The sequence below is a fragment of the Roseococcus sp. GW821-FHT12F05 genome, from assembly GCF_058806835.1.
On the sequence record NZ_JBXAQB010000003.1, the window covers coordinates 683971 to 709039 of the forward strand.

Here is a 25069-nt window from a genome sequence, read left to right on the forward strand (position 1 = left end):
ATTCCTTGAGGCGCAGGGGCTTCGCGCAGATCATCGCGAGGGCACTGGCGCCGCGCCTGCGGGACGCCAGGCGCCCCCTTAGCCGGCGATGGCGATACTCAAATCCTGAAATTCCTTCGAAGCTCTCGCGCGATGGACTTCGTGCTTGTTCGAGAAATATCGCGCCGATACAGTTCGAGGGTCATCATGGAGGAACATATCATGGAAGCACCCTCGCGTCGGATCAATCGAGTTCAACCGCCTTCGATCCGGGTTGAGCGATCGATGTGCGTCGAGCCCACGCCGATTCCCAATGTCTCGTCCAAGGGCTTTGCCAAGGCGGCCCGCGAGGCTCGCTTTGCGTACGGCGATGGCGGCGCCCGCTTCGCGTTCGGTGACAGCGGTGCCCGCTTCGCGTACGGCGACAGCGGTGCCCGCTTCGCGTACGGCGACAGCGGTGCCCGCTTCGCATTCGGTGACGGCGGCGCCCGCTTTGCGTTCGGCGACAGCGGCGCCCGTTTCGCGTTCGGTGACAGCGGTGCCCGCTTCGCATTCGGTGCCGGTCGCCGGCACGTTGACTGAGGACATCTCGAAGGGCGCCCAGGAACCGCTTGTCACGTTCTATCGGTTCCTGCCCGGCCTGAAACCTCGGCGTGGAGGTCACGATGCGGCGGGCACCCTGCCGCATCGTGCGGTCCAGTATTGCGAGCCGGCCCGGACGGCCTCGGCCTATGGCTACTACGTCTTCCTTCCGTTCTCGTTTCAGGTGGAATGGGACGGTGGAACGGAAGGCCTTTGGAGCTTCGACGGCGGCAAGGAGTGGTACCCGCTGACGGAGGCGGCCTATCCCGGTTCCTTCGCGGCCTGGGACGCGATCTCGCCCGAGAAGTGCAGGGGCTATTGCCCCTCCTTCCTGACATTTTCCGAGGTACCGGGACTGCTGCAGGTCTGGACGGGCTGGTTCGCCCGCACCGCGCCAGGCTACAGCCTCCTGATCAAGAGTCCGGCGAACCTGCCGAGGTCGACCGGCTACGACGTCCTCGAGGGGATCATCGAAACGGACGAGTGGTTCGGCCCGGTCTTCGCGAATCTGCGCCTGACCCGTTCGGAACGGCCGATCGCCTTCGATGGCATGCGCCCTTTCCTGCAGGCACAGCCCGTCAGCCGCGCGGAATACTCGGATGCGCATCTGAACCGGATATCCGTGCAGGATGCCGCCGACATGCCGGGCGACCTCTGGGACCGATATGAGGAAAGCCTGATCAAGCCTTTGATGCATGATCGCGAGCGCGCCCACTACGCCAAGGATGCACGGCGGCGGCGCGCCGCGGAGGAGCGGGCCGCAGGTGTCATCAAAGAGAGCACCAAGTGAGAAGGGCCCCATGCCCTCCGAGCCGGGCAAGACCGCGAGCACATTGGGGATCGCGGCCTTCGTCCTAGCGCAGCTCTGCCTGCTCTTCGATGGACTGGCGGTCCACCACCTCGGAAAAACCGTCGGGGTCGATCAGCTCCTCCTGCTGCGTGTGCTGGGCATGGGCACGCTCATCGGATTTCTCGTCGCGCGGTCGGGGAGGAAGGTGGCCCATAGCGAGCAGCCTCGCTTGCAGGTCTTCCGCGCCGTGCTGTCCGTGACGTCGCTGTGGCTCATCTACTACAGCTACAGTCATCTTCCGATCGCCGAGGCGTCTTCCATCAACTACACGCGCCCGATCTTCGTGGCGCTCTACGGGATAGTGCTGCTCGGCGAGAGAATGTCGCCGTGGCGCTCGATCGCGACATTGATCTGCCTCTTCGGCGCGCTATTGGCGGCCAGCCCGGCCTTCGGGACCTGGAGCCCGATCTACCTGGTGGCGCTGGCCGGGGCGGCCATCAGCGGCGTCGCGACAGCGGCGCTCCGGCAGGTCGGACGGCAGGACGACCCGGCAACAACGCTCGTCTACATCACTGGTGTGACCTTGATCGCATCGGCCACGGCGATCGGCCGCCCGCTCCCCTGGGAAAGCTGGCCGTTCATGCTGGCGGTGGTGGCCTGCGGGGCCATGGCCGTCTGGTTCAGCCTGCTGGCCTTCCAGCATGCCGACGCGTCCCTGCTCGCGCCCTACGAATACGCCCGCCTGCCGCTCATGGTGGCGCTCGGACCGCTGTTCTTTTCGGAAGCCCTGGGAACATCCACGGCCATCGGGGCGTTCCTCATATTCTCCTCGGGCTTCCTTCTCTTGGTCGTCGAGCGATGGACCCGTGTGCAGAAGCTGCCGGCCCGGCAAACCGGATAGGATTCCGCGAGCGGCCCGCATCGAAGCCGGTCGTCACCCGCGGCGACGTGGAGGCGGTGGCGCCGGGCCGCCCGTTGCCCGGTCAGACGGCATAGGCCTGCCGCATCGCCTCGATGGCGACGAGCTTCTCATGCAGCTTCCGCCAGTCGTCGGCTTCGGCGATGGGGCCCCAGAGCGCCTCCACCTCCTCAATCAGCATGGTGCAGGGCTCGCCCTCGAAATAGGGATGCGGCGGGGCGGCCGCTTCGTAGCCGCTCAGCGCCTCGCGGAACGGGGCGAAGGCCGGCATGGCGTAGCCGTCGCGCTCCCGTCCGCCGCGCCAGTCGAAGAAGGCCTGCTCGAAGGGCGCCTGGCTCTCCTGCAGCGCCGTGAAGAAGGCCGCCGCCAGCGCCGCGTCGCGCTCCGGCTCGCGCGGGGCCAGCCCGAGCCGCCACAGCACCGCCGCCGCGAACTCGCGCTGGAAGACCGGGCCGAAGCCGTTCAGTTCCTCCTGGAGCGGCGACTTCAGGTCCGCATTGCCCTCCAGCAGAAGCAGGCTGCCGCCGAGCCGCGCCAGGTTCCATTGCAGCGTCTCCGGTTGGCGGCCATAGGCATAGAGGCCACCATGGTCGAAATAGGCCGCGGTGAAACCCGGCTCGTATTTCGGCAGGAAGCGCCAGGGGCCGTAGTCGAAGCTCTCGCCGGTGATGTTGATGTTGTCGGTGTTCAGCACGCCATGCACGAAGCCCGCCGTCATCCATTGCGCGCCCATCCGCGCCACGCGCCGGCTGGTCGCGGCGAAGAAGCGGGCGATGCGCTCAGCTTCCGTGGGCGCCTCGGCCTCGGGCAGGTAGCGCATGACGATGTGGCTCAGCAGCCGGCGCATCGTGTCCGCATCCTGGTGGAAGGCCAGCCGCTGGAAGGTGCCAATGCGCAGGTGCGAATGGCTGAGCCGCACCAGCACCGAGGCGCGGGTGGGGGAGGGCTCGTCGTTGCGGAACAGCTCCTCGCCTGTCTCGATCAGGCTGAAGCTCTTGGAGGTCTCGACGCCCAGCGCCTCCAGCATCGTGGTCGCCAGGATCTCGCGCACGCCGCCCTTCAGCGTGAGCCTTCCATCCGCCCCGCGCGACCAGGGCGTCTGCCCGCTGCCCTTGGTGCCGAGGTCGAGCAGGCGGCCGTCCTGGAGGTCGTGCAGCTGCGCGAAGAGGAAGCCGCGGCCGTCGCCGAGGTCGGGGTTGTAGTGGCGGAACTGGTGGCCGTGGTAGCGTAGCGCCAGCGGCTCCTCGAAGGAGCCGGGCAGGGGCTGGAAGCGGCCGAAATGCGCGACCCATTCCTCGTCGGTGAGCGTGTCGAGGCCCACGCGCGCGGCCCAGCGCTGGTCGCGGTGGCGCAGCGTGAGCTTCGGGAACTCTGCGGGAGCGACCACGTCGTAGAGGATATCGCCGAGGTCGAGATGCGCGCGCGAGGGGGAGAAGGAGGAGGAGACCGGCATGCGCCCGTGTTAACGCGGAACGCCCGGCAAAAGTATCCCGCCTTGCCCGGTTGCGCTGCATCTGCTGCCCTGGGTCCAGATCTCGGGAGGCCAGCATGCTCAGTCACATCCTCGGCGTGGACCACGTGGTGGTCACGGTCCGTGACCTCGACGCTGCGGCGCAGGTCTGGAAGGGGCTCGGCTTCACCATCTCGCCGCGCGGCACGCACAGCCCGCAAATGGGCTCGGCGAACTACACGATCATGTTCGGCGAGGACTACATGGAGCTGCTGGGCATCGTGGCCGCCACGGAGCGCAACGCGCCCATGCGGGAATGGCTGGAGACGCATGAGGGCCTGGAGCGCGCCGCCTTCACCACCGACGACGCGGCGGCCGGCGCGGCGGAGGTCCGGGCCAGGGGCGTGGAGGCCATCGGGCCCACGGCCTTCAGCCGGCCGGTCCCCATGCCGGACGGCTCGATCTCCGAGGCGCGCTTCGAGACCTTCCATTGGCCGGCCACCTTGCGCACCGGTGGCATGCGCATCTTCGCCTGCCAGCACCTGACGCGCGAGACTGTCTGGATTCCCGAACTGCAATCCCACGCCAACGGCGCAACCGGCATCCTGCGCGTCGAGGCGCTGGCGAAGGACCCCAAGGCGGCGGCCGAGCAGATGGCGGAGCTCATCGATTCCACCGTCGCGCGGGCGCCCGACGGCGCCTATGCCGTGCCGACCGGCACCGGCCGCGCCGACCTCGTCTTCCTCGACCGCGAGACGCTGGCCGCGCGGCACGAGGGCGTTTCGCTCGACGGGCTGCCGGAGGAGGGCGCGGCCGCGCTGGTGCTGAAGACGCACAGCCTCGCCCATGCGGCGGCAGCGCTCGGCACCGCGCCCGGCGCCGTCGTCGCGGTGCCGGTCTCGCGCGCCACGGGCGTTCTCCTGAGCTTCGTGCCCGAAGACCAAGATTGACCTCCGCCCGGCGCCGCAGCCATGTTGCCCGCGTTGAATCAGGAGCTTGGCATGGATTTCTCCCGCCGCGCCGCGTTGATGACCTCGGCCGCGATCGCGGCCGGCGTCAATGCGCCCGAACTCGCTTTGGCGCAGGAGACCCCGCGCCGCGGCGGCGTCATGACGGTGCATTTCGCCACCGAGCAGCGCATCCTGAACCCGAGCCTACAGGCCTCGACGGGCGTCTACATCGTCGGCGGCAAGATCCAGGAGCCGCTGGTGGACCTGGACGCCACGGGCCAGCCCACGGCCTGCCTCGCCGAATCCTGGGAATCCACGCCGGACGGCAAGACCATCACCTTCAAGCTGCGCCAGGGCGTGACCTGGCATGACGGTAAGCCCTTCACCTCGGCGGACGTGCAGTTCACCGCCATGGAGATGTGGAAGAAGATCCTCAACTACGGCACGGCGCTGCAGCTCTTCCTCGAGGCCGTGGAGACGCCGGATCCGCTCACCGCCGTCTTCAAGTATTCCAGGCCTATGCCGCTGGGACTGCTGCTGCGGGCGCTGCCCGACCTCGGTTATATCTCGCCGAAGCATGTCTACGAGGGCACGGACATCCGGCAGAACCCCGCGAACACCGCTCCGATCGGCACCGGACCCTTCAAGTTCGTGCAGTACGAGCGCGGCCAGTTCATCATCGCCGAGCGCAACCCGAACTACTGGCGCAACAACCTGCCCTATCTCGATCGCGTGGTCTGGCGCGTGATCAGCGACCGCTCGGCGGCCGCGGCCCAGATGGAGGCGGGGCAGATCCTCTACAGCCCCTTCTCCTCGCTGGCGCTGTCCGACCTCGCGCGCCTCGGCCGCGATCCGCGCTTCGAGGTGACGACGCGGGGCAACGAAGGCAACCCGCGCACCAACACGCTGGAGTTCAACTTCCGCAACCCGTTGCTGGCCGACATCCGCGTGCGCAAGGCGCTGGCGCACGCCATCAACATCCCCTTCTTCATCGAGAACTTCCTCAACTCGGATTATGCAAAGCCGGGGACGGGGCCGATCCCCTCCGTCTCCACGGATTTCTATCCGACGGCGCCAATGCCGCAGTACCCCTACGACCGCGCGCTCGCGAACCGGCTGCTGGACGAGGCGGGTCACCGCCGCGGCGCGGGCGGCGTGCGCTTCAACCTGCGGCTGAACCCGGCGCCCTGGGGCGAGGACATCGCGCTCTTCTCCACCTTCCTCCAGCAGTCGCTGCAGGAGGTCGGCATCCGCGTGGAGATCGTGCGGCTCGATGCCGCTGGCTTCCTGCGGACGGTCTACAACGACTGGAACTTCGACCTGGCGACGGGCTGGCACCAGTACCGCAACGACCCCGCGGTCTCGACGACGGTGTGGTACCGTACGGGCTCGCCGCGCGGGGCCCCGTGGACCAACCAGTACGGCTTCTCCGACACGGTCATCGACGGCATCATCGACGCGGCGGCGACGGAGCTCGATCCGGTGAAGCGCAAGGCGATCTACGCGGATTTCGTGCGGCGCGGGAATGGCGAGCAGCTGCTGTGGAACCCGATCGAGCAGCTCTTCCTGAGCTGCTACAGCCGGCGGCTGCGCAACTACGCGAACATGCCGCGCTGGGGCTCGTCCAGCTGGCATGACCTGTGGATCGCGCCTTGATTGAGAGGGGCTCCGCCCCTCCCAAACTCTCCCCGCCAGGGCTTTTGGCCCTGGACCCTTTAACTGATCGAAGGTGCAGGAAACTGGTGGAACATACATGTTCCACCCTGCTGGGGGAGTTTGAGAGGGCAAAGCCCCCTCAAACCATCCATTGATCGCCCTGGCCGGCCGCCGCCTCGCGGCCTCCATCCCCTCCCTGCTGATCATCCTGGTTGGCATGTTCCTCCTCCTCCAGCTCGCCCCCGGCGACACGGTGGATGCGCTGATGGCGCAGATGGGCGGCGGCGGCGATGCCCAGCTCATGGCGGAGCTGCGCGCCTTCTACGGGCTCGACCTCTCGGTGCCGGCGCGGCTGCTGAACTATCTCTGGCGCCTGGTGCAACTCGATCTCGGCTTCTCCTCCATCTACGGCAAGCCGGTCGCGACGGTGATCCTGGAGCGGCTGCCGGCGACGCTCTTCCTCATGACGGCCTCGCTCTCTTTCGCCTTCTTCTTCGGGCTGCTCTTCGGCGTGATCGCCGCGCGCCGGGTGAACCGCTGGCCGGACACGCTGATCTCCACGCTGGGGCTGGTCTTCTACGCCACGCCCTCCTTCTGGTTCGGGCTGATGGCGATCGTGCTCTTTTCCGTCCATCTGCAATGGCTGCCGGCGGGCGGGATGGAGAGCATCGGCGAGGGCTTCACCGGAATTCACCGCGCGCTCGACATCGCCTCCCATTTCGTGCTGCCGACGCTGACGCTGGGACTGATCTTCCTCGCGATCTACCTCCGGATCATGCGCGCCTCGATGCTGGAGGTGCTGACGCTCGACTTCGTGCGCACGGCCCGCGCCAAGGGGCTGGACGAGACGCGCGTCATCACCCGCCACGTCCTGCGCAACGCCATGCTGCCCATGGTGACGCTGATCGGGCTGCAGGCGGGGACGATGCTGGGCGGCTCGGTGGTGGTGGAGTCCGTGTTCTCGCTGCCGGGCCTCGGGCGGCTGGCCTATGAGGCGGTGGTGCAGCGCGACCTGAACACGCTGCTCGGCATCGTCTTCATCTCGGCGCTGCTGGTGATCTTCGTGAACTTCTGCGTCGACCTGCTCTACGCGCGGCTGGACCCGCGGATCGGCAAGGAGACGGGCGGTTGATCCGGTTCCTGCGCGACTACGCCCGCAGCCCCGCCGCCGTGGTCGGCCTGGTCCTGCTTCTGGCGGTGATCGGCATGGCGATCTCGGCCGACTGGCTCTTCCCCAACGATCCCCTCTCGCTCGCCGGCCGCCCGCTGCAATGGCCGGGCGCCAATCCGCGCTTCTGGTTCGGCACGGACAATTCCGGCCGCGACATCGCGGCCCAGATCTTCCATGGCGCACGGATCGCCCTGCTGATCGGCCTGGTCGCGACCTCCATCGCCGTCGTGATCGGCATCGTGATCGGCGCGGTGGCCGGCTACTACGGCGGATGGGTGGACGACGTGCTGATGCGCGTGACCGAGGCCTTCCAGACGCTTCCCAACTTCCTGCTGCTGCTGGTCTTCGTCTCGGTCTTCGGCTCGGAGATCGCGACGGTCGTGGTGGCGATCGGCGCCGTCTCCTGGCCGGCACCCGCGCGGCTCACCCGCGCCGAGTTCCTCACGCTCCGCTCGCGCGAATTCGTCGAGGCCTGCCGGACGCTGGGCATGCGCGACGCTCAGATCATCTTCCGGGAAATCCTGCCCAACGCCCTGCCGCCGGTGATCGTCTATGCCAGCGTGGTCATGGCCGTGGCGATCCTGCTGGAATCCGCCCTGGCTTTTCTCCGACTTTCGGACCCGAACGTCTCCTCCTGGGGCAATCTGATCGGTCTCGGCCGCGATGTGCTGCGGGTGCAGTGGTACGTCTCCGCGATCCCGGGCGTGGCCATCCTGATCACGGTGCTGGCGGTCTCGCTGGTGGGGCAGGGGCTCAACGACGCCCTCAACCCCAGGCTGCGCGGGCGGTGAGCGCGATCCTCTCCATCGAGAGCCTGACGGTCGCGCTGCCCAAGGGCGCCGACCGATCGTACGCGCTGGACAACGTGTCGCTGGAGCTGCGCGCTGGCGAGATCCTCTGCGTCGTCGGCGAGTCCGGCTCCGGCAAGTCGATGACGGCGAGCGCCGTGATGCGCCTGCTGCCCGACAACGTGACGCTGACCGCCGGCTGCATCCTCTTCGAGGGCAAGGACCTGGCCGCCGCCACCGAGGCCGAGATGCGCGCCATCCGCGGCGCCGGCATCGCCATGATCTTCCAGGAGCCCATGACAGCGCTGAACCCGCTGCGCCCCGTCGGCGACCAGATCGGCGAGATGTTTCGCATTCACACGGATCTCTCGGCCGAGGAGGTCCGGGCACGGACCCTGGCGCTGCTGGAGGAGGTCCGCATCCCCGACCCGAAGCTCGCGATGCGCGCCTATCCGCACGAGCTCTCCGGCGGCCAGCGGCAGCGGGCGATGATCGCCATGGCGCTGGCGCTCAGCCCGCGCGTGCTCATCGCGGACGAGCCGACCACGGCGCTGGACGTCACCACCCAGGCGCAGATCCTGTCCCTCATCCGCGACCTGCAGCGGCGGCTGGGGACGGCCGTGCTCTTCATCACCCACGACTTCGGCGTCGTCGCCGAGATCGCCGACCGCGTCGCTGTCATGCAGCACGGCGTGGTGGTGGAGCAGGGCGAGGCCGCCGCCGTGCTGAACGCCCCGCAGCACCCTTATACGAAGGCCCTCATCGCTGCAGTCCCGCCGCTGGCCGCCCCGCCGCCGCGGCCCTTTTCCGCCGAGGCGATCCTGAAGCTGGAAGGCGTGTCCAAGACCTACCGCACCGGCGGCTTCCTCGGCCGCAACCGCCGCGTCACCCGCGCCGTGCGCGACGTCTCGCTGGAACTGCCGCGCGGCGGCACCCTCGGCATCGTGGGCGAGTCCGGCTCCGGCAAATCCACGCTGGCGCGCTGCATCATGCGGCTGATCAGGCCCGACACGGGCGCGATCCGCCTCGACGGCACCGACCTCGCCACGCAGTCGCCAGCGCAGCACCGTGCCAGCGCGAAGCGCATGCAGATGGTCTTCCAGGACCCCTATGCCTCGCTCAACCCGCGCCGCAGCGTGGGCGAGCTGGTGGCGCAGGGCCCGATCATCCACGGCACGCCGCACGACACCGCCCTGGCCCGGGCGCGCGAGCTCTTCGCCCTCGTCGGCCTCGACCCGGCCTCGACCGACCGCTACCCGCACGAATTCTCCGGCGGCCAGCGCCAGCGCATCGGCATCGCCCGCGCGCTCGCGCTGGAGCCCGAGGTGCTGGTGGCGGACGAGCCGGTCTCGGCGCTGGACGTCTCCGTCCAGGCGCAGGTGCTGAAGCTGCTGGCGGAGCTGCGCGAAAGGCTCGGCCTCTCCATCATCCTCATCACCCACGACCTGCGCGTCGCCGTGCAGGTCTGCGACCTCGTGGCCGTGATGAAGGACGGCGAGGTGGTGGAGCACGGCCCCATCGGCCGCGTCTTCGAGGCGCCCGAGCACCCCTACACGCGATCGCTGCTGGCGGCGGTGCCGGGCCGGGGCTTTCAGGCCGCGCGCTGATCGCGCCTATAAGGCGCGCATGACAAGCATCGCCGTCCTCGGCGCCGGCCCCGCCGGACTGATCGCCGCCGAGATCCTGGCCCAGGCGGGGCGGCGCGTGACGGTCTTCGACCGCATGGCCTCGCCCGCGCGAAAGCTGCTCATCGCGGGAAGGGGCGGGCTGAACCTCACCCATTCCGAGCCGCTGGAGCGCTTCCTCGATCGCTACGGCCCGGCCCGATCAGCGCTGGAGCCGGCCATCCGCGCCTTCCCGCCCGCCGCGCTGACCGCCTGGTGCGAGGGGCTGGGCCAGAACACCTTCGCCGGCAGCAGCGGCCGCGTCTTCCCGCTCGCCATGAAGGCATCGCCGCTGCTGCGGGCCTGGCTGGCGCGGCTGGAGGGGCTCGGCGTGACCCTGCGCCCGCGCCACCGCTGGACGGGCTGGGACGGCGAGGCCCTGCGCTTCGAAACCCCGGGCGGCGAAGCCCGCTTCGCCGCCGATGCGACGCTGCTGGCGCTGGGCGGCGCCTCCTGGCCGCGGCTGGGCCCGGACGGCGGCTGGGCCTTGCTGCTCGGCGACGTGGCGCCCCTGCGCCCCGCGAACATGGGCTTTCTCGTGGACTGGTCGCCCCATTTCCGCGAGCGCTTCGCGGGACAGCCGCTGAAGCGCATCGCCCTGGCCTTCGAGGGCCAGACTCTGCGCGGCGAGGCCATGATCACGGCGGGAGGCATCGAGGGCGGCGCCGTCTACGCGCTCGCCGCCCCCCTGCGCGAGGCCATCGCCCGCGACGGTACGGCGGTGCTGCATCTCGACCTGCGCCCCGACCTCGATGCCGCCGCCCTGGCCGCGAAGCTGTCCGGCCGCGGCCTCTCGCTCTCCAACCAGCTGCGCAAGGCCGGGCTTTCGCCCGCCGCCATCGGCCTGGTCCAGGAGGCCCGCCATGCCGGCGACGCCACGCCGCCGGAGCGCCTGGTGAAGTCCCTGCCGCTCCGGCTGACCGGCGCCCAGGGCCTGGACCGCGCCATCTCCTCCGCCGGCGGCCTGCGCTTCGGCGCCCTCGACGCCCGCTACATGCTCCGCGCGCGCCCCGGGGTCTTCGCGGCAGGCGAGATGCTGGACTGGGAGGCGCCGACCGGCGGCTACCTGCTCCAGGCCTGCTTCTCGACCGGCGTCGCGGCCGCGCGCGGCGTGCTGGACTGGCTTGGCGGGGCTTGACCGGCAGGGCAGGGTTGGGCGAACCCAATCCACCGAAGCGATCCAGGGAAAAAATCCCGTCGATGAACCGCCGTCACGTCCTCCTGGCCCTGGCCGGACTGCCCGGCCTGGCGCGCGCCCAGGACAACCCGCAGCTCCAGGCGCAGCTCGAGGCCCTGGCCGAGCGCGCCAGGCCGGGCATGCTCGGCATCACCGTCTTCGATCCGCGGAGCGATCTCAGCTGGCGCGTGAACGCCGATCGCCTCTACCCCATGGGCAGCGTGTTCAACGTGCCGGTCGCGGCGCTGGTCCTCTCGCGCATCGACAGCGGCGAGTTTCCGGCGGACCGCGGCGTCGTGCTGACCCGCGCGGATCTGCGCACCGGCTGGAGCCCCCTCGCGCGGGCCTTCCGCGGCGATCGCATGTCCTTCACCGTCGCCGACCTGCTGACCCGCGCCGTCAGCGCCAGCGACAACACCGCCGCCGATGCGCTGCTTGCCCTGGCCGGCGGGCCCGAGGCGCTGATGGCCTTCCTGCGCGCCCATGGAATCGAGGGCATGCGGGTGGACCTCGACCATCGCGGCCTCGCCCGGCTGGCGGAGGGCGAGGGCACGGGACCGTCCGGCGAGTCGCGGCCGGCCCGGCTGCGGCGCGGCTTCGAGGAATTCCTGCGCGACCCCCGCAACACCAGCACGCCCGGCGCCGCCGTCACCTTCCTGGACAAGCTCCGCCGGGGCGAGCTGCTGCAGCCGGACTCGACTCGGGAGCTCGTCCTGCTGATGGAGGGCGAGCGGACGCCGCGCCGGCTGCTGGCCGGGGTGCCCGAGAGCATCCGGCTGGCGCACAAGACCGGCACCTCCCGGGTCTTTGAGGGGGTTTCCGGCGGCTTCAACGACATGGGCATCCTCGCCTGGCCGGATGGCCGCAGCGTGATCGTGGCGGCCTTCCTGACGGAATCGCCGGCGCCGGAGCGCGAGCGCGAGGCGCTCTTCGCCGACCTCGCCCGGCTGGTCGTGAGCACCTTCAGCGGCGGATGAGCCCGCCCGGGACCAGGGCGAACTGGCGCCCCGTCACGGGAATCGGCGCGGCGCGGTAGGCGTCGAGCCCGCGGCCCCGGCCGGCGGCCGGGGCCGGAAGCACCGCCGCCCGCTCGATCCGGTTGGAGAGCGACAGAGCGACGGGCGGCCGCGCGCCGGCCAGCGAGGCATCCTGCCATGCGCGCGCCTGCTCCGCCGGCCAGGCCGCCTGGACCCGCGCGCGATAGGCCTGGGCCAGCTCCGGCGTCTGGGAATGGTAGTTCCCGGCCGCGGCCATCCAGTCCGCGCGGGTGGACTGCAGCTCCGTGAGGAAGCGCGCGGCGTAGCGCGCATTGGCGGCGGGATCGAAGGCCTCCTCCAGAGTCGCGAAGGCCCGGGGGTGGTGGTGCAGGTTCACCTGCATGCAGCCGACGTCGATGACCCTGACGCCGCGGCCCTGCAATTCCCGCACGGCGGCAATCGCTGCCTCCCTCGTGGGGAAGAATTGGCCGCGTCCCTCGGCGTTCAGGGTCCAGGGCCAGGGGCCGGCGATGCCGGTCTCGGGGTTGCGGCGGCCCGATTCCACCCGACCTATGGCCTGCAGCAGCCCCGCGGGGATGCGGGCCTCACGCTCGGCCTGGGCGATGGCGGCTCGGCATTGCAGCGTGGGGTCGACGCCGGGATTCGGCTGGGCGCGGCCGTTTCCGGGGCTCAGCGTGGCCAGGAGGAGGAGCAGGAGGGCGATCCGCATGCCCTCTGCAGCGCAAGGCCTGTGCCAGCCCGCCTCCGGAACGGGCCCATGCGTTCTGGGAATGCTGCAATGCAAAATATCGCTTGCATGCGAGCGATCTCTGCCCTATATCTGTCCTCGGCGGCAAGAACTTAGGTTCTTGCCTGCTTTCTTGGACGTTTCCTCCCTAAACTTGGCGGCCCAGCAATGGGTCGCCATTTTTTTTTACGTGCGAGACGGCCGGGATCCTACTGGCGGTTGAGCCAGGCATCCACCCCGGTTGCGGAGCGCGCCGCGAAGCGGGAGAAGAGGGGCATGCAAGGCTCCCTCCTGATCCTGGTGCTTTCGCTGGCGGCGCCGCTCTTCGCCAGGGGCTCGGAGGGCTGGTTCGGCCTCGCCCCCTGCGAGCTCTGTCTCTGGCAGCGATGGCCCTACTGGATCGCGGTCGGTTTCGCGGCCCTCTCCCTCTTCGTGGCGCGGCGGTGGATGCTGCGCTTCGCCGGATTCGCCGCTGCGGCCTCGGCGGCCGTGGCCGTCTTCCACCTGGGCGTCGAATGGGGCTGGTGGCCTTCGCCGCTGGCCGGCTGCCAGGCGCCGACGGCCGGTACCGCCATGTCGGTGGACGACATGCTCCGCTCTCTGGCGCCCACCCCTTCCAAGCCCTGCGACCTGCCCGCCTTCCTGATCCCGGGCCTGCCGCTCTCCATGGCCGGGATGAACTTCTTCTACGGCCTCTTCGTCGCCATCCTGGCCTGGAGCCTCGCCCGCAGGGAGACCCGCGCATGAGCACGCCCCGCCGCTATCTCGAAGAGGTGATCCGCGTGGATCATGCGGGCGAGTACGGCGCCAAGCGCATCTACCAGGGCCAGCTCGCCGTGCTGCGCGGCACGCGCCACGGCCCCATCATCGAGCACATGCAGGAGCAGGAGCAGGAGCACCTCGACACCTTCTCCCGCCTCATCGCCGAGCGCCGGGTGCGGCCGACGGCGCTGCTGCCCTTCTGGCACGTCGCGGGCTTCGCGCTTGGCGCCGCCACCGCCGCGATGGGCTACCGCGCCGCCATGGCCTGCACCGTCGCCGTCGAGGAGGCGATCGACGAGCACTACCAGGCGCAGGAGGCCACCCTCGGCGAGGACGAATCGGCGCTGAAGGCCGACATCGCCCGCTTCCGCGCCGAGGAGCTGGAGCACCGCGACATCGGACTCGCGAACGAGGCCGAGCTGACGCCGGCCTACCGGCTGCTCTCCGCCGCCATCAAGCTGGGCTGCAAGGTGGCGATCAGGGTCGCCGAGAAGGTCTGATTTCCCCAGGAATTTCGCCGCTTAAAGGCTTCCGTAACCCTTTGGCACGATCCTTGCCTTGACCCCTCCGGGTCCGCCCCCCATAGAAGCCGGGTGGATCAAGCTTCCCCCCCTTCCTTGGCCCTTTCGAGCCTCGAAACCGCCCGCCGCGTCCTGAACCTCGAAGCCCAGGCGCTGGCCGCCATGTCGGCCGGGCTGGACGAGCGCTTCGACCGTGCCGTGCTGGTGCTCGCGGGCGCCACGGGCCGTGTCGTCGTCTCCGGCATGGGCAAGTCGGGCCATGTCGGCCGCAAGATCGCGGCGACCCTGGCCTCCACCGGCACGCCGGCCCAATTCGTCCATCCCGGCGAGGCGAGCCATGGCGACCTCGGCATGATCGTCCGCGGCGACGCCGTACTCGCCATCTCCAATTCCGGCGAGACGGCCGAACTCGGCGACCTCGTGGCCCATGCCCGGCGCTTCGGCATCCCGCTGGTCGCGATCGTCGGGCGCGGGGCCAGCTCGCTGGCCCGGGACGCCGACATCGCGCTGGTCCTGCCGCCGGCCGAGGAGGGCTGCCCCAACGGGCTCGCCCCCACCACCTCCACCACCATGCAGATGGCCATGGGCGACGCGCTCGCCGTGGCGCTGCTGGAACGGCGCGGCTTCGGCCCCGAGGATTTCCGCGTCTTCCACCCCGGCGGCAAGCTCGGCGCGCGGCTGCAGCGCGTCGCCGACATCATGCACGGGCCGGAAGAGGTGCCGCTGGCGCCGCCCAACCTGCCCATGGCCGAGGGGCTGGTCGCCATGACGGCCAAGCATTTCGGCTGCCTCGGCATCGCCGGCGGCGACGGCAGGCTGGTCGGCGTGATCACCGACGGCGACCTGCGGCGCGCGCTGCGCTCGGGGCTGGGGGACGGGCTGCTCGCGCGGCCGGTCTCCGAGGTCATGACCACCCAGCCGCGCACCATCCGGCCGGAGGTCCTGGCCGCCGAGGCGCTGCGGATCATGAACGAGGGCGCCATCACCGCGCTCTTCGTGGTGGACGACTCGCGGCGGCCGATCGGAATGCTGCACATCCACGACCTGCTGCGGCTGGGCGTCGCCTGATGAGCGAGAAGGTCCACCGCGCCGATTTCGGCGCGCCGCTGCCCGAGCGCAGGCGCGTTCTGACGCCCTCGCGGACGCGCGAGGTGCCGAGCGCGGGCGCCATCCACCGCCGGCACCGCCTCGTGCAGGCGATGAAGTTCCTGTTGCCGCTGGCGGCGGCGGGCCTGCTGGCGCTGCTGCTGCTCTGGCCGGAATTCGAGGGGCGGGACGGCCGGCTCTCCTTCCGCCGCGGCCCGGCCCTGGTGCCCGAGGCGCTGCAGCTCGTGGCGCCGCGCTTCCAGGGCATCGACGAGCTGGGGCGGCCCTACACCATCACGGCCCGCGTCGGGCGCCAGGTCGGCCAGGAGGAGGTCATGCTCCTCGACCAGCCGCGCGCCGACATCCTGCTGAACGACGGCGCCTGGGTCTATGTCGAGGCCGACAACGGCCGCTACGACAAGCCAGCGCAGCATCTCGACCTCGAGGGCCACGTGCGGATCTTCCACGACAGCGGCATGCTGTTCCGCACCGAGCAGGCCTCGGTGCAGATCGACCAGGGCAGCGCCGACGGCAACCGGCCGACCCAGGCGCAGGGCTCCTTCGGCACCATCGAATCCGAAGGGTTCCAGCTGCGCGACCGCGGCGCGGTGATGATCTTCACCGGCAAGGCGCATGCCGTGCTGGAAGGGCGCCAGCGATGAGGGCGCTTCTGGCCGCATTGCTGCTGCTGCCGGGGCTGGCCGCGGCCCAGGGCATCGACATGTCCCAGGGCGGACCGGTGGACATCACGGCCGATGATGGCATCGAGTGGCGGCAGAACGAACAGGTCGTGATCGCCCGCGGCAATGCGCGGGCGGTGCGCGACGGCACGACGGTGGACGCGGCCCGGCTGCTTGCGCGCTACCGGCCCCAGGGAGGGGCAGCCGGGGGGACGGCCGCCGCGCAGGCCCAGCCGCAGCAGCCCGCGCAGCCCGGCGAGAGCCCGCTCTCGGGCGGCAACGAGATCTGGCGCATGGAGGCGGAGCAGAACGTCCGCATCTCCACCGCGACCGACATCGCCGTGGGCGACCGCGCCGTCTACGACATGGACCAGGCCGTGCTGGTGCTGACGGGCCGCAACATCAGCTACACCACGCCGCAGCACGTCATCTCCGCGCGCGACAGCCTGGAATACTGGAGCCAGCGGCGCATGGCCGTGGGTCGCGGCAGCGCGCTGGTCGTCACCCAGGACGGGCGGCGCATCACGGCCGACACGCTGGTGGCCTACATGCTCGAGGATCCTCCGGCGGGGGCGCCGCCCACGGCGGTCGGCGCGCCGGCGGGGCAGCCCGTCTCCGTCCGGGTGCCGACCCAAGCGCGGCCCGGCACCGAGGGCACGCAGGGCCCGCCGCCCGGCCAGGGCCGCATCGACCGCGTCGAGCTCTTCGGCAATGTCGAGATCCGCACCGAGACCGAGGTCGTGCGCGGCGACCGCGGCGTCTATTCCGCGGCCACAGGCCTCGCCCGCGTGCTCGGCAATGTCCGCATCACCCGCGGCGAGAATCATGTGAACGGCCGCGAGGCGCTGGTGAACCTCAACACGGGCGTGTCGCGCATCGTCTCGCAGCCCGGCCAGCGGGTGCAGGGGCTGATCGTCCCGGGCTCGCAGGGGGCGCAAGGCGCCGATCCCGGCGCGAGCGTCACCGCGCCCTCCCGGGGCCAGGCGCCGCGCGGCAACCGGCCCGCCGCTCAAACGCCCGCTGGTCAAACGCCCCCTGGCCAAGCGCAAGGAGCCCCGCGTTGAACAAGGCCGGCCCGACCATCATCGCCGCCAAGCCCGGGCTCACGGCCCTTGAGGGGACGGGCGGGCTGATCGCGACCGGCCTCGGCAAGCGCTACAAGAAGCGCCCCGTGGTGCGGAACGTCTCGATCTCGCTGAAGCGCGGCGAGGCGGTCGGGCTGCTCGGCCCGAACGGCGCCGGCAAGACCACGACCTTCTACATGATCACCGGCCTCGTGCAGCCCGACGAGGGCACGGTGATGATGGACGGCTCGGACGTCACGCGGCTGCCCATGTACCGCCGCGCGCGGCTCGGCCTCGGCTACCTGCCGCAGGAGGCCTCGATCTTCCGCGGCCTGACCGTGGAGGAGAACATCCGCGCCGCGCTGGAGGTGGTCGAGCCCAAGCGCGACCGGCGCGAGCAGATGCTGGACAGCCTGATGGCCGAGTTCGGCATCGCCCATCTGCGCCGCGCCCCGGCCCTGGCGCTCTCGGGCGGCGAGCGGCGGCGCTGCGAGATCGCCCGCGCGCTCGCGACGCACCCGTCCTACATCCTGCTCGACGAGCCGCTGGCCGGCATCGACCCCATCGCCGTCTCCGAGATCCGCGACCTCGTGAAGCACCTGAAGGACCGCGGCATCGGCGTGCTCATCACGGACCACAACGTCCGCGAGACGCTGGAGATCATCGACCGCGCCTACATCATGCATGACGGTCAGGTGCTGATGGAGGGGCTGCCGCACGAGATCGTGGCGCATGAGGGCGTCCGCCGCGTCTATCTCGGCGAGAAGTTCAGCCTCTGATGACGGCGATGCGCGAAGCGGCGTCCACCCTTCGTTCATCCCTTTTCGCCACCCTGGGCCGCTAGCATGGCCATAGGTCCCCGCCTCGACCTGCGGCAGTCGCAATCGCTGGTGATGACGCCGCAGCTGCGGCAGGCGATCAAGCTGCTGCAGTCCTCCAACATGGAGGTGCTCGCCTTCGTGGAGGAGGAGCTGGAGCGCAACCCGCTGCTGGAGCGCGACGAGACCCGCGCCGTTGCCGCCGAGCCCATGGCGCCGGTCCAGGACGCCGCCACCGCGGCCTCGGCCGAGACGATGGCGGTGGGCGAGTCCTCGGCGCTGGACGCCGACTACTCCAACGTGATGGACGAGGGCGAGGCCTATACGCCCAGCATGGGCGCCGGCGGCCGCGCCGATTTCAGCGACGACCTCAGCGGCATCGACGAGATGGCGGGGCAGGGGCCCACGCTGCGCGAGCGGCTGGCCGAGCAGATCCGCCTGAACTTCGACGACGCCCGCGACCGGCTGATCGGCTCGGCGCTGCTGGCCATGCTGGAGCCCACGGGCCGGCTGACGCTGGACGCCGCGGCGCTCGCGGAGCGGCTCGGCTGCGAGGTCGCCGTCGTGGAGCGCGTGCGCCGGGCGATGCAGCGCTTCGAGCCCACCGGCATGTTCTGCGCCGACCTGCGCGAGTGCCTGGCCGTCCAGCTCCAGGAGGCCGGGCGCTACGATCCCTTCATGGAGCGGCTGCTCGGCAACCTGTCGCTGCTTGCCCGCCGCGACTTCCGGGCGCTGATGGAGGTCTGCGGCGTCGACACCGAAGACCTCACCGAGATGATCGCCGAGGTGAAGCGCCTCGACCCCAAGCCCGGCGCGGGCGCCGACGACGCGCCGCTCACCGCGATCCAGCCCGACGTCCTCATGCGGGCGACGCCGGACGGCAACTGGGTGCTGGAGCTCAACCCCGACACCCTGCCGCGCGTGCTGGTCAACCGCGGCTTCGCGGCGCGGGCCGTGGTCAGCCTGCGCGACCGGGAGCAGCGCAGCTTCCTCGCGGAGCAGCTGCAGAGCGCCAACTGGCTGGTGAAGAGCCTGGAGCAGCGGGCCAACACCATCCTGAAGGTCGCCTCGGAGATCGTGCGGCGGCAGGATGGCTTCTTCCGCCACGGCGTCGCCTTCCTCCGCCCGCTCATCCTGCGCGACGTCGCGGAAGCCGTGGAGATGCACGAGAGCACCGTCAGCCGCGTCACCGCCAACAAGTACATGGCGACCCCGCGGGGCATGCTGGAGCTGAAATACTTCTTCACCACGGCCATCCAGGGCACGGCGGGCGGCGAGAGCGTCAGCGCCGAGGCGGTGCGGCACCGCATACGCGGCATGGTCCATGCCGAGACGGCCGAGTGCGTGCTCTCGGACGATGCGATCGTGTTACGGCTGCGTGAAGAAGGTGTGGACATCGCCCGGCGGACGGTGGCCAAATACCGGGAAGCGATGCGCATCCCGTCCTCGGTGCAGCGCAAACGCGAGAAGGCCGTCACGGCCTGAAGGGCTCCTCCCTGCTGGCCGGATGGCGGCTGGGTAGAGGGAAGCCGGTACCGGATGTCGGGGCTTTCGGGTTTTTTCGGACAGGTCGTGCAGCCAGCGACGTTGATTCGCGTTGAATCAACGGGTTGGCCGATTCCGCTCACACGGGGACCTGTCCGCCGCCCTGGCCAGCCGACCTATGGTCGCGGCGTCTCGAAAGGGAAAGACCAGATGCAAATCACTGTCGCCGGCAAGCAGCTCGCCACCAGCGATGCCCTGCGGTCCCATGTCGAAACCGGCCTCGGCACCATCACCGGCAAGTACTTCGACCATGCGCTCGAAGCGCGGGTCACCTTCCGGAAGGACGCCAAGGGCAGCAATGGGGGCCATTACGCCTGCGACATCAATCTCCACGCTGGGCGAGGGCTCATGATGCGCGGCGAGGGGCAGGGGCCGGACGCCATGCGCGCCTTCGACATTGCGGCCGAGCACGTGGGCAAGCGGCTCAGGCGCTACCGGCGAAGGGTGAACGAGCACGCGCGCAGCCAGGCGGGCGTGCGCGACGGCGGCGAGGTGCTCCGCGAATACGTGCTGCCGCTGGAGGATAGCGCGGAGGAGGAGGCGCCCGAGGTGAACGGCGCCGAGCATCCGGCCGTGGTGGCGGAGCCGCTGGGCGAGCTGCACCAGCTCACGGTGAGCGAGGCGACCATGCGGCTGGATCTGGCGGGAAGCACGGTGGTCGTGTTCCGCAACAGCGCGAGCGGGGCGATCAACGTGGTGTACCGCCGGCAGGATGGGCATGTGGGGTGGATCGACCCGCCCCTGGCCTGAGGGGGGGGCTTCGCCCCCTTGTTGCCTCCCCTTCGGGGCCCCTCGCCGAGAAACTCAGTTTCTTGGATCTTCGATCAATAAACGGGTCCAGGGCCAAAAGCCCTGGCGGGGAGAGTGTGAGAGGGGCGGAGCCCCTCTCACTTCCTAATGCGCAAAAATATCCGGATCCTCGTATCCGAGCAGGTCCAGCTTCCCCCTTGCCGGCAGGAACCGGAAGCACTCCTCCGCCAGCTCCAGCCGCCCTTCGCGCTTCAGCAGCGCCTCCAGCCGGGCCGAGAGCGCGTGCAGGTACAGCACGTCGCTGGCGGCGTAGGCGCATTGCTCCGGCGTGAGCTCGGGCGCGCCCCAGTCGCTGGTCTGCTGCTGCTTGCTGATCTCGACGCCGAGCAGGTCGCGGCAGAGGTCCTTCAGCCCGTGCCGGTCCGTGTAGGTCCGCACCAGCTTGGAGGCGATCTTCGTGCAGCGCACGGGCGCCACCGTCGCGCCGATTCCCTGGTACAGCGCCGCCACGTCGAAACGCGCGAAGTGGAACAGCTTCACCACCCCGGCATCCTCCATCAGCGCCTTGAGGTTGGTGGAGGGCCCGCCGCCCGGCACGATCTGCACGAGATGCGCCACGCCGTCGCCCGAGGAGATCTGCACCAGGCACAGCCGGTCGCGCCGCGGGTCGAGCCCCATGGTCTCGGTGTCCACGGCGATGACGGGGCCGAGGCTCAGGTCGGGCGGCAGGTCCTGGACGTGCAGGTGGATCGTGCCGGAGGGGGTGAAGAGCGTCTTCGCCATGTCGGGAACCTCGGCGGGGAAGGGCCGCGCCTGTTGGAGTGATGCTGTCCGCCGCCGTTTACCGTGCTTTCCCGGCGATCACCAATCTGGCGGCCCTGGAGCACGATCCGCTGAGGCCCGGCGACGGCGCTGATGAGCATGCTCCCCGCCTTCGAGAGCGGCGAGGCCTTCGCCTCGTGGGTGCAAGGTCCGTGACGCGCTCGTCCGCCGCCCCGGTGTGCGCGCAGCCTGAGTCCCGCATCTCTTGCTGGCATGCCTGGCCCGGATCGGCCAAGGTCCGCACGACAGGGCAAAGACCCTGCGCACCAGGGAGAAAAATCCATGATCCGTCGCCGTGATACCCTCATCGCTCCAGCTCTGGCCGCTGCTGGCCTGGCGTTGCGCCACGCTCCGGCGGCCGCACAGGGGCAGGGCGCCCCGACCGGCTGGCCGAGCCGCCCGCTTCGCATGGTCATCCCCTGGCCGCCCGGCCAGGCGACCGATATCGTCGGCCGCCTCGCCGCGCAGCGCCTGTCCGAGCGGCTCGGGCAAAGCGTGGTCCCGGAGAACCGCGCCGGCGCCGGCGGACAGATCGGCACCGACGCGATCGCCAAGGGCCCGGCCGATGGCTATGCGATCCTCTCGGCCTCGATCGGGCCGATCAGCTTCAGCCCGCTGGTGCAGCGCACGCCCTATGACGTGCTGAAGGAGCTCGCCCCAGTCGTCAATTTCGGCTTCGCCCCCTTCATGCTGCTGGTCAAGCCGGGGTTCCCGGCCCAGGACGTGCCGAGCTTCCTCAGCCTGCTGAGGGCCAATCCCGGCAAGTACACGCACAATTCCTCGGGCATCGGCGGGGCACAGCATCTGGTCTGCGCGCTCTTCCTGGCCAAGGCGGGGGTGGAGGCGCTGCACGTGCCTTTCCAGGGCAGCGGCCCGGCTCTGGCGGCCCTGCTCGGGGGACAGGTGGATTTCGGCTTCGATACCCCGGCGGCGGCCGGGCGGCTGGTGCGGGAGGGGGAGCTTAAGGCGCTGGGCCTCTCCACGGGCCGGCCCTCGGCCCAGGTGCCGGGAATCCCGCCTCTCGCCGCGGTGGGCGGCCCGCCGGACTACGACGTTGCCGGATGGAACGGGCTGATGGTGCAGGCAGCGACGCCGCAGCCGATCATCGACCGGATCTGGACCGAGATCCGCGATGGCATGGCGGTGCCGGAGGTCCGCCAACGCTACGAGCGGGTGGGATTCGATGTCGATCCGCTGGGCCCCGAGGCGATGGCCAGCATGCTTCACCGTTACTGGGAATTGTTCGGGCCGCTGATCCGCCAGCTCGGCATCCGGGCGGAGTGATGCCGGCAGCCCTGGGGAACGGCGAATTATCGAACGGTCGGATGCTGCGGTTGAGCGGAGCGAAACCGCAGCGGCGCGATGGGTTGGCGGGCGGCTTTGCAGGAAACGGATGGTGCCCAGGAGAGGACTCGAACCTCCACGACCTTGCGGTCACTGGCACCTGAAGCCAGCGCGTCTACCATTCCACCACCTGGGCAATCTGTAGGGGCGAAGTGAGCGGCGGAATAGACGCGGCTGCGCGGGTCGTCAACCGGGGTACGACATGATTGTGACGCTTGGCTCCGGCAGCCGGCGCTCGTATTGGATTCCCCGGACGGAGGGATTTTTTGCGATGCGCAAGGTGGCGACGGTCTTCGGCGGCGACGGCTTCATCGGCCGCCAGGTGGTGCAGCGCCTGGCGCGCGAGGACCACGTGGTCCGCGTCGCGACGCGCGACCCCATGGGCGCGCAGGGCATGCACACGATGGGCCGCGTGGGCCAGATCGCGGGACTCGCCGCCGACATCACCGACGAGGCCGCCGTGGCCCGCGCCGTCGAGGGCGCCTCGGTGGTGGTGAACTGCGTGGGCCTCCTGCACGGCAACTTCGCCGCGGTGCAGGCCGAGGGGCCGGGCCGCATCGGGCGGCTGGCCGCGGCGGCCGGCGTGGAGCGGGTGGTGCACATCTCCGCGATCGGCGCCGACGCATCGAGCCCCAGCGCCTATGCGCGCAGCAAGGCCGAGGGCGAGGCGGAGCTGCTGGCGGCCTTCCCCAAGGCGACCATCCTCCGCCCTTCCATCGTCTTCGGTGAGGCCGACCACTTCTTCAACCGCTTCGCCCAGATGGCGATGGTCCTGCCCTTCATGCCGGTCATCCATGGCGAGACGAAGTTCCAGCCGGTCTTCGTGGGCGACGTCGCGCATGCCGTCATGGCCGCGCTGGCCGAGCCGGCCACGGAGGGCCGGATCTACGAGCTCGGCGGCCCCAAGGTCTGGACCTTCCGCGAGCTGATGGCCTTCGTCGTGAAGGAGACGGGGCGCAACCGGCGGCTGGTCAACATCCCTGCCGGGCTGGCTGCCTTCCAGGCCCGGATCGGCGAGCTGCTGCCCAACCCGCCGCTGACCCGGGACCAGCTCCTGCTGCTGCAGAGGGACAATGTCGTGACCTCCGGCGCGCTGACGCTGGGCGACCTCGGCATCACGCCGGCGGCCGTCGAGGCGCTGGTGCCCTTCTATCTCTCCCGCTTCAAGGTCGGCGGAGCGCGGCGCGTGCGCCCGGCCATGTGAAGGTCCGATACGGACCTTCAAGCCCAGGATGTGACAGCGCCTGATTTCGATCAGGCAATGGCGAGACGATAATACGACAGCATAGCTGCCATGATTGTCGTTTTTGCTCTGGCGCGCTCGAAAAACGTCATATAGTTGCACTGCAGCGGCGCCTCGCGGAGGCGATCGATCTGTGAGGTGCCCCCATGGCTGAGCGCATGTTGCAATTCGTCCGTCTTCAGCAGCAGACGCCCGACAAGCGTGCGGCCTCCATGCGCCGCGAGGACTTCAACGAGATCTATGCGAAGTTCGATCCGGACCGGGCCTCGGCGCAGGCCAGCCGATGCTCCCAGTGCGGCGTGCCATTCTGTCAGGTGCACTGCCCGCTCAACAACAACATTCCCGACTGGCTGAAGCTCACCGCCGAAGGCCGGCTGGAGGAGGCCTACGAGGTCGCCGCCGCCACCAACACCTTCCCGGAAATCTGCGGCCGCGTCTGCCCGCAGGACCGGCTCTGCGAGGGCAACTGCGTCATCGAGAAGGGCTTCGAGAGCGTCACCATCGGCTCGGTGGAGCGCTACATCGTCGACACCGCCTGGGAGCAGGGCTGGGTGAAGCCGCCCACCCCGATGCGCGAGCGGCCGGAGAGCGTCGGCATCATCGGCGCCGGCCCGGCCGGCCTGGCCGCCGCCGAGCGGCTGCGCGTGCGCGGCTTCCAGGTCCATGTCTACGACCGCTACGACCGCGTCGGCGGGCTGATGATCTACGGCATCCCCAACTTCAAGCTGGAGAAGGAGATCGTGCTGCGCCGCTGGGAGCAGTACGCGGCGGGCGGCATCCAGTTCCACATGAACGTGGCCGTCGGCAAGGACGTGACCCTGGCCGAGCTGCGCGAGCGGCATGACGCCGTTTTCATCGCGACCGGCGTCTACAAGGCCCGCGACATCGACCTGCCCGGCGCCGAGCTCGGCGGCGTGGTGCCCGCGCTCGAGTACCTCACCGCCTCCAACCGCACGAATCTCGGCGACGCCGTGCCCGAGTTCGAGGCCGGCACGCTCAACGCCGCGGACCGCGACGTGGTCGTCATCGGCGGCGGTGATACCGCCATGGACTGCGTCCGCACCGCCGTCCGGCAGGGCGCGAAGTCCGTCACCTGCCTCTACCGGCGCGACCGGGCGAACATGCCGGGATCCATGCGCGAGGTGTACAATGCCGAGGAGGAGGGCGTGCGCTTCCTCTGGCTCTCCGCGCCCGAGGCCTTCCTGGGCGGCCAGGACGTCACCGGCGTGCGCGCGGTGAAGATGCATCTGGGCCTGCCGGACGCCACCGGCCGCCAGCAGGTCGCGCCCATCGAGGGCAGCCATTTCGTCGAGCCCGCCAGCCTCGTCATCAAGGCGCTGGGCTTCGACCCCGAGGATCTTCCCGTGGCCTTCGACGAGCCCGGCCTGCCGGTCTCGCGCTGGGGCACGCTGAAGGTCCACCACCGCACCTTCATGACGGACCTGCCCGGCGTCTTCGCCGGCGGCGACATCGTGCGCGGCGCCTCGCTCGTCGTCTGGGGCATCCGGGACGGGCGCGACGCGGCGGAGCAGATCGAGGCGTATATCAAGGCCAAGGCCGAAATCCCCCAGGCGGCGGAGTGA

The 25069-nt window shown here is 70.1% G+C and carries 24 protein-coding genes and 1 tRNA gene; 21 read left to right on the forward strand and 4 right to left on the reverse strand.

Annotated elements, in window-relative coordinates; translation table 11 throughout:
* Window positions 1–201 precede the first annotated feature (201 nt).
* The 3 genes from AC1ROY_RS11635 to AC1ROY_RS11645 are packed head-to-tail and all read left to right on the forward strand — an operon-like array spanning window position 202 to window position 2252.
* Entirely contained in the window at window positions 202–561 is a 360-nt protein-coding gene (locus AC1ROY_RS11635; protein ID WP_493148969.1) for a hypothetical protein, read from the forward strand.
* Window positions 554–1351: a DUF6065 family protein gene (locus tag AC1ROY_RS11640; RefSeq protein ID WP_493148970.1), complete on the forward strand. Its 798-nt coding sequence runs from the start codon at window positions 554–556 to the stop codon at window positions 1349–1351. Before AC1ROY_RS11635 ends, AC1ROY_RS11640 begins: the two co-directional genes overlap by 8 nt.
* A gap of 10 nt (window positions 1352–1361) precedes the next feature.
* Entirely contained in the window at window positions 1362–2252 is an 891-nt protein-coding gene (locus AC1ROY_RS11645; RefSeq protein ID WP_493148971.1) for a DMT family transporter, read from the forward strand.
* A gap of 82 nt (window positions 2253–2334) precedes the next feature.
* Here the strand turns inward: AC1ROY_RS11645 and AC1ROY_RS11650 are convergent, their stop codons facing one another.
* On the reverse strand, window positions 2335–3723 hold the full coding sequence (locus AC1ROY_RS11650; protein ID WP_493148972.1) for a protein adenylyltransferase SelO family protein: 1389 nt from the start codon (window positions 3721–3723) through the stop codon (window positions 2335–2337).
* A gap of 95 nt (window positions 3724–3818) precedes the next feature.
* On the opposite strand from AC1ROY_RS11650, the gene AC1ROY_RS11655 reads away from it, so the two are divergent.
* The 7 genes from AC1ROY_RS11655 (at window position 3819) to bla (ending at window position 12103) form a co-directional block, all read left to right on the forward strand.
* Window positions 3819–4670: a VOC family protein gene (locus tag AC1ROY_RS11655; RefSeq protein ID WP_493148973.1), complete on the forward strand. Its 852-nt coding sequence runs from the start codon at window positions 3819–3821 to the stop codon at window positions 4668–4670.
* Between the two features lie 51 nt (window positions 4671–4721).
* Window positions 4722–6326, forward strand: coding sequence for an ABC transporter substrate-binding protein (locus AC1ROY_RS11660; RefSeq protein WP_493148974.1), 1605 nt, complete (start codon window positions 4722–4724; stop codon window positions 6324–6326).
* A 151-nt stretch (window positions 6327–6477) separates the two neighbouring features.
* The gene (locus AC1ROY_RS11665) at window positions 6478–7458 is read left to right on the forward strand and encodes an ABC transporter permease (protein WP_493148975.1); all 981 of its coding nucleotides are present in this window, start codon (window positions 6478–6480) and stop codon (window positions 7456–7458) included.
* Window positions 7455–8288, forward strand: coding sequence for an ABC transporter permease (locus AC1ROY_RS11670; protein WP_493148976.1), 834 nt, complete (start codon window positions 7455–7457; stop codon window positions 8286–8288). Before AC1ROY_RS11665 ends, AC1ROY_RS11670 begins: the two co-directional genes overlap by 4 nt.
* Window positions 8285–9892, forward strand: a complete 1608-nt coding sequence (locus tag AC1ROY_RS11675) for an ABC transporter ATP-binding protein (protein ID WP_493148977.1) — start codon at window positions 8285–8287, stop codon at window positions 9890–9892. The genes AC1ROY_RS11670 and AC1ROY_RS11675 overlap by 4 nt, the downstream gene beginning before the upstream one ends.
* 19 nt (window positions 9893–9911) lie before the next feature.
* Window positions 9912–11087: a TIGR03862 family flavoprotein gene (locus AC1ROY_RS11680; RefSeq protein WP_493148978.1), complete on the forward strand. Its 1176-nt coding sequence runs from the start codon at window positions 9912–9914 to the stop codon at window positions 11085–11087.
* Window positions 11088–11149: 62 nt separating this feature from the next.
* Window positions 11150–12103: a class A beta-lactamase gene (bla, locus tag AC1ROY_RS11685; protein WP_493148979.1), complete on the forward strand. Its 954-nt coding sequence runs from the start codon at window positions 11150–11152 to the stop codon at window positions 12101–12103.
* Here bla and AC1ROY_RS11690 read toward each other — a convergent pair.
* Window positions 12090–12833, reverse strand: a complete 744-nt coding sequence (locus AC1ROY_RS11690) for a lytic transglycosylase domain-containing protein (RefSeq protein ID WP_493148980.1) — start codon at window positions 12831–12833, stop codon at window positions 12090–12092. The genes bla and AC1ROY_RS11690 overlap by 14 nt on opposite strands.
* 294 nt (window positions 12834–13127) lie before the next feature.
* On the opposite strand from AC1ROY_RS11690, the gene AC1ROY_RS11695 reads away from it, so the two are divergent.
* The 8 genes from AC1ROY_RS11695 (at window position 13128) to hpf (ending at window position 20077) form a co-directional block, all read left to right on the forward strand.
* On the forward strand, window positions 13128–13598 hold the full coding sequence (locus AC1ROY_RS11695; protein WP_493148981.1) for a disulfide bond formation protein B: 471 nt from the start codon (window positions 13128–13130) through the stop codon (window positions 13596–13598).
* A complete protein-coding gene (locus tag AC1ROY_RS11700; protein WP_493148982.1) occupies window positions 13595–14113 on the forward strand; it encodes a demethoxyubiquinone hydroxylase family protein in 519 nt (172 codons plus the stop codon). Before AC1ROY_RS11695 ends, AC1ROY_RS11700 begins: the two co-directional genes overlap by 4 nt.
* 117 nt (window positions 14114–14230) lie before the next feature.
* On the forward strand, window positions 14231–15202 hold the full coding sequence (locus AC1ROY_RS11705; protein ID WP_493148983.1) for a KpsF/GutQ family sugar-phosphate isomerase: 972 nt from the start codon (window positions 14231–14233) through the stop codon (window positions 15200–15202).
* Window positions 15202–15882: an LPS export ABC transporter periplasmic protein LptC gene (gene lptC, locus AC1ROY_RS11710; protein ID WP_493148984.1), complete on the forward strand. Its 681-nt coding sequence runs from the start codon at window positions 15202–15204 to the stop codon at window positions 15880–15882. Before AC1ROY_RS11705 ends, lptC begins: the two co-directional genes overlap by 1 nt.
* On the forward strand, window positions 15879–16964 hold the full coding sequence (locus AC1ROY_RS11715) for an LptA/OstA family protein (protein ID WP_493148985.1): 1086 nt from the start codon (window positions 15879–15881) through the stop codon (window positions 16962–16964). The genes lptC and AC1ROY_RS11715 overlap by 4 nt, the downstream gene beginning before the upstream one ends.
* A gap of 17 nt (window positions 16965–16981) precedes the next feature.
* Window positions 16982–17743 carry an LPS export ABC transporter ATP-binding protein gene (lptB, locus tag AC1ROY_RS11720; protein ID WP_493149027.1) on the forward strand — a complete coding sequence of 254 codons (762 nt, stop codon included), beginning with the start codon at window positions 16982–16984 and terminating at the stop codon, window positions 17741–17743.
* A gap of 66 nt (window positions 17744–17809) precedes the next feature.
* Window positions 17810–19267: an RNA polymerase factor sigma-54 gene (gene rpoN, locus AC1ROY_RS11725; protein WP_493148986.1), complete on the forward strand. Its 1458-nt coding sequence runs from the start codon at window positions 17810–17812 to the stop codon at window positions 19265–19267.
* Window positions 19268–19477: 210 nt separating this feature from the next.
* The gene (gene hpf, locus AC1ROY_RS11730) at window positions 19478–20077 is read left to right on the forward strand and encodes a ribosome hibernation-promoting factor, HPF/YfiA family (RefSeq protein WP_493148987.1); all 600 of its coding nucleotides are present in this window, start codon (window positions 19478–19480) and stop codon (window positions 20075–20077) included.
* 144 nt (window positions 20078–20221) lie between these two features.
* Here hpf and AC1ROY_RS11735 read toward each other — a convergent pair whose 3' ends face one another.
* Window positions 20222–20860 (reverse strand): ribonuclease D, encoded by a 639-nt coding sequence (locus tag AC1ROY_RS11735; RefSeq protein ID WP_493148988.1) that lies wholly within the window; start codon window positions 20858–20860, stop codon window positions 20222–20224.
* A 321-nt stretch (window positions 20861–21181) separates the two neighbouring features.
* Here AC1ROY_RS11735 and AC1ROY_RS11740 point away from each other — a divergent pair, with 321 nt between their 5' ends.
* Window positions 21182–22183 carry a Bug family tripartite tricarboxylate transporter substrate binding protein gene (locus AC1ROY_RS11740; RefSeq protein ID WP_493148989.1) on the forward strand — a complete coding sequence of 334 codons (1002 nt, stop codon included), beginning with the start codon at window positions 21182–21184 and terminating at the stop codon, window positions 22181–22183.
* 110 nt (window positions 22184–22293) lie between these two features.
* Here the strand turns inward: AC1ROY_RS11740 and AC1ROY_RS11745 are convergent.
* Window positions 22294–22379: transfer RNA gene (locus AC1ROY_RS11745), tRNA-Leu, on the reverse strand.
* Between the two features lie 135 nt (window positions 22380–22514).
* Here AC1ROY_RS11745 and AC1ROY_RS11750 point away from each other — a divergent pair.
* Window positions 22515–23447 (forward strand): complex I NDUFA9 subunit family protein, encoded by a 933-nt coding sequence (locus tag AC1ROY_RS11750; protein WP_493148990.1) that lies wholly within the window; start codon window positions 22515–22517, stop codon window positions 23445–23447.
* Between the two features lie 185 nt (window positions 23448–23632).
* Window positions 23633–25069 carry an NAD(P)-dependent oxidoreductase gene (locus tag AC1ROY_RS11755; protein WP_493148991.1) on the forward strand — a complete coding sequence of 479 codons (1437 nt, stop codon included), beginning with the start codon at window positions 23633–23635 and terminating at the stop codon, window positions 25067–25069.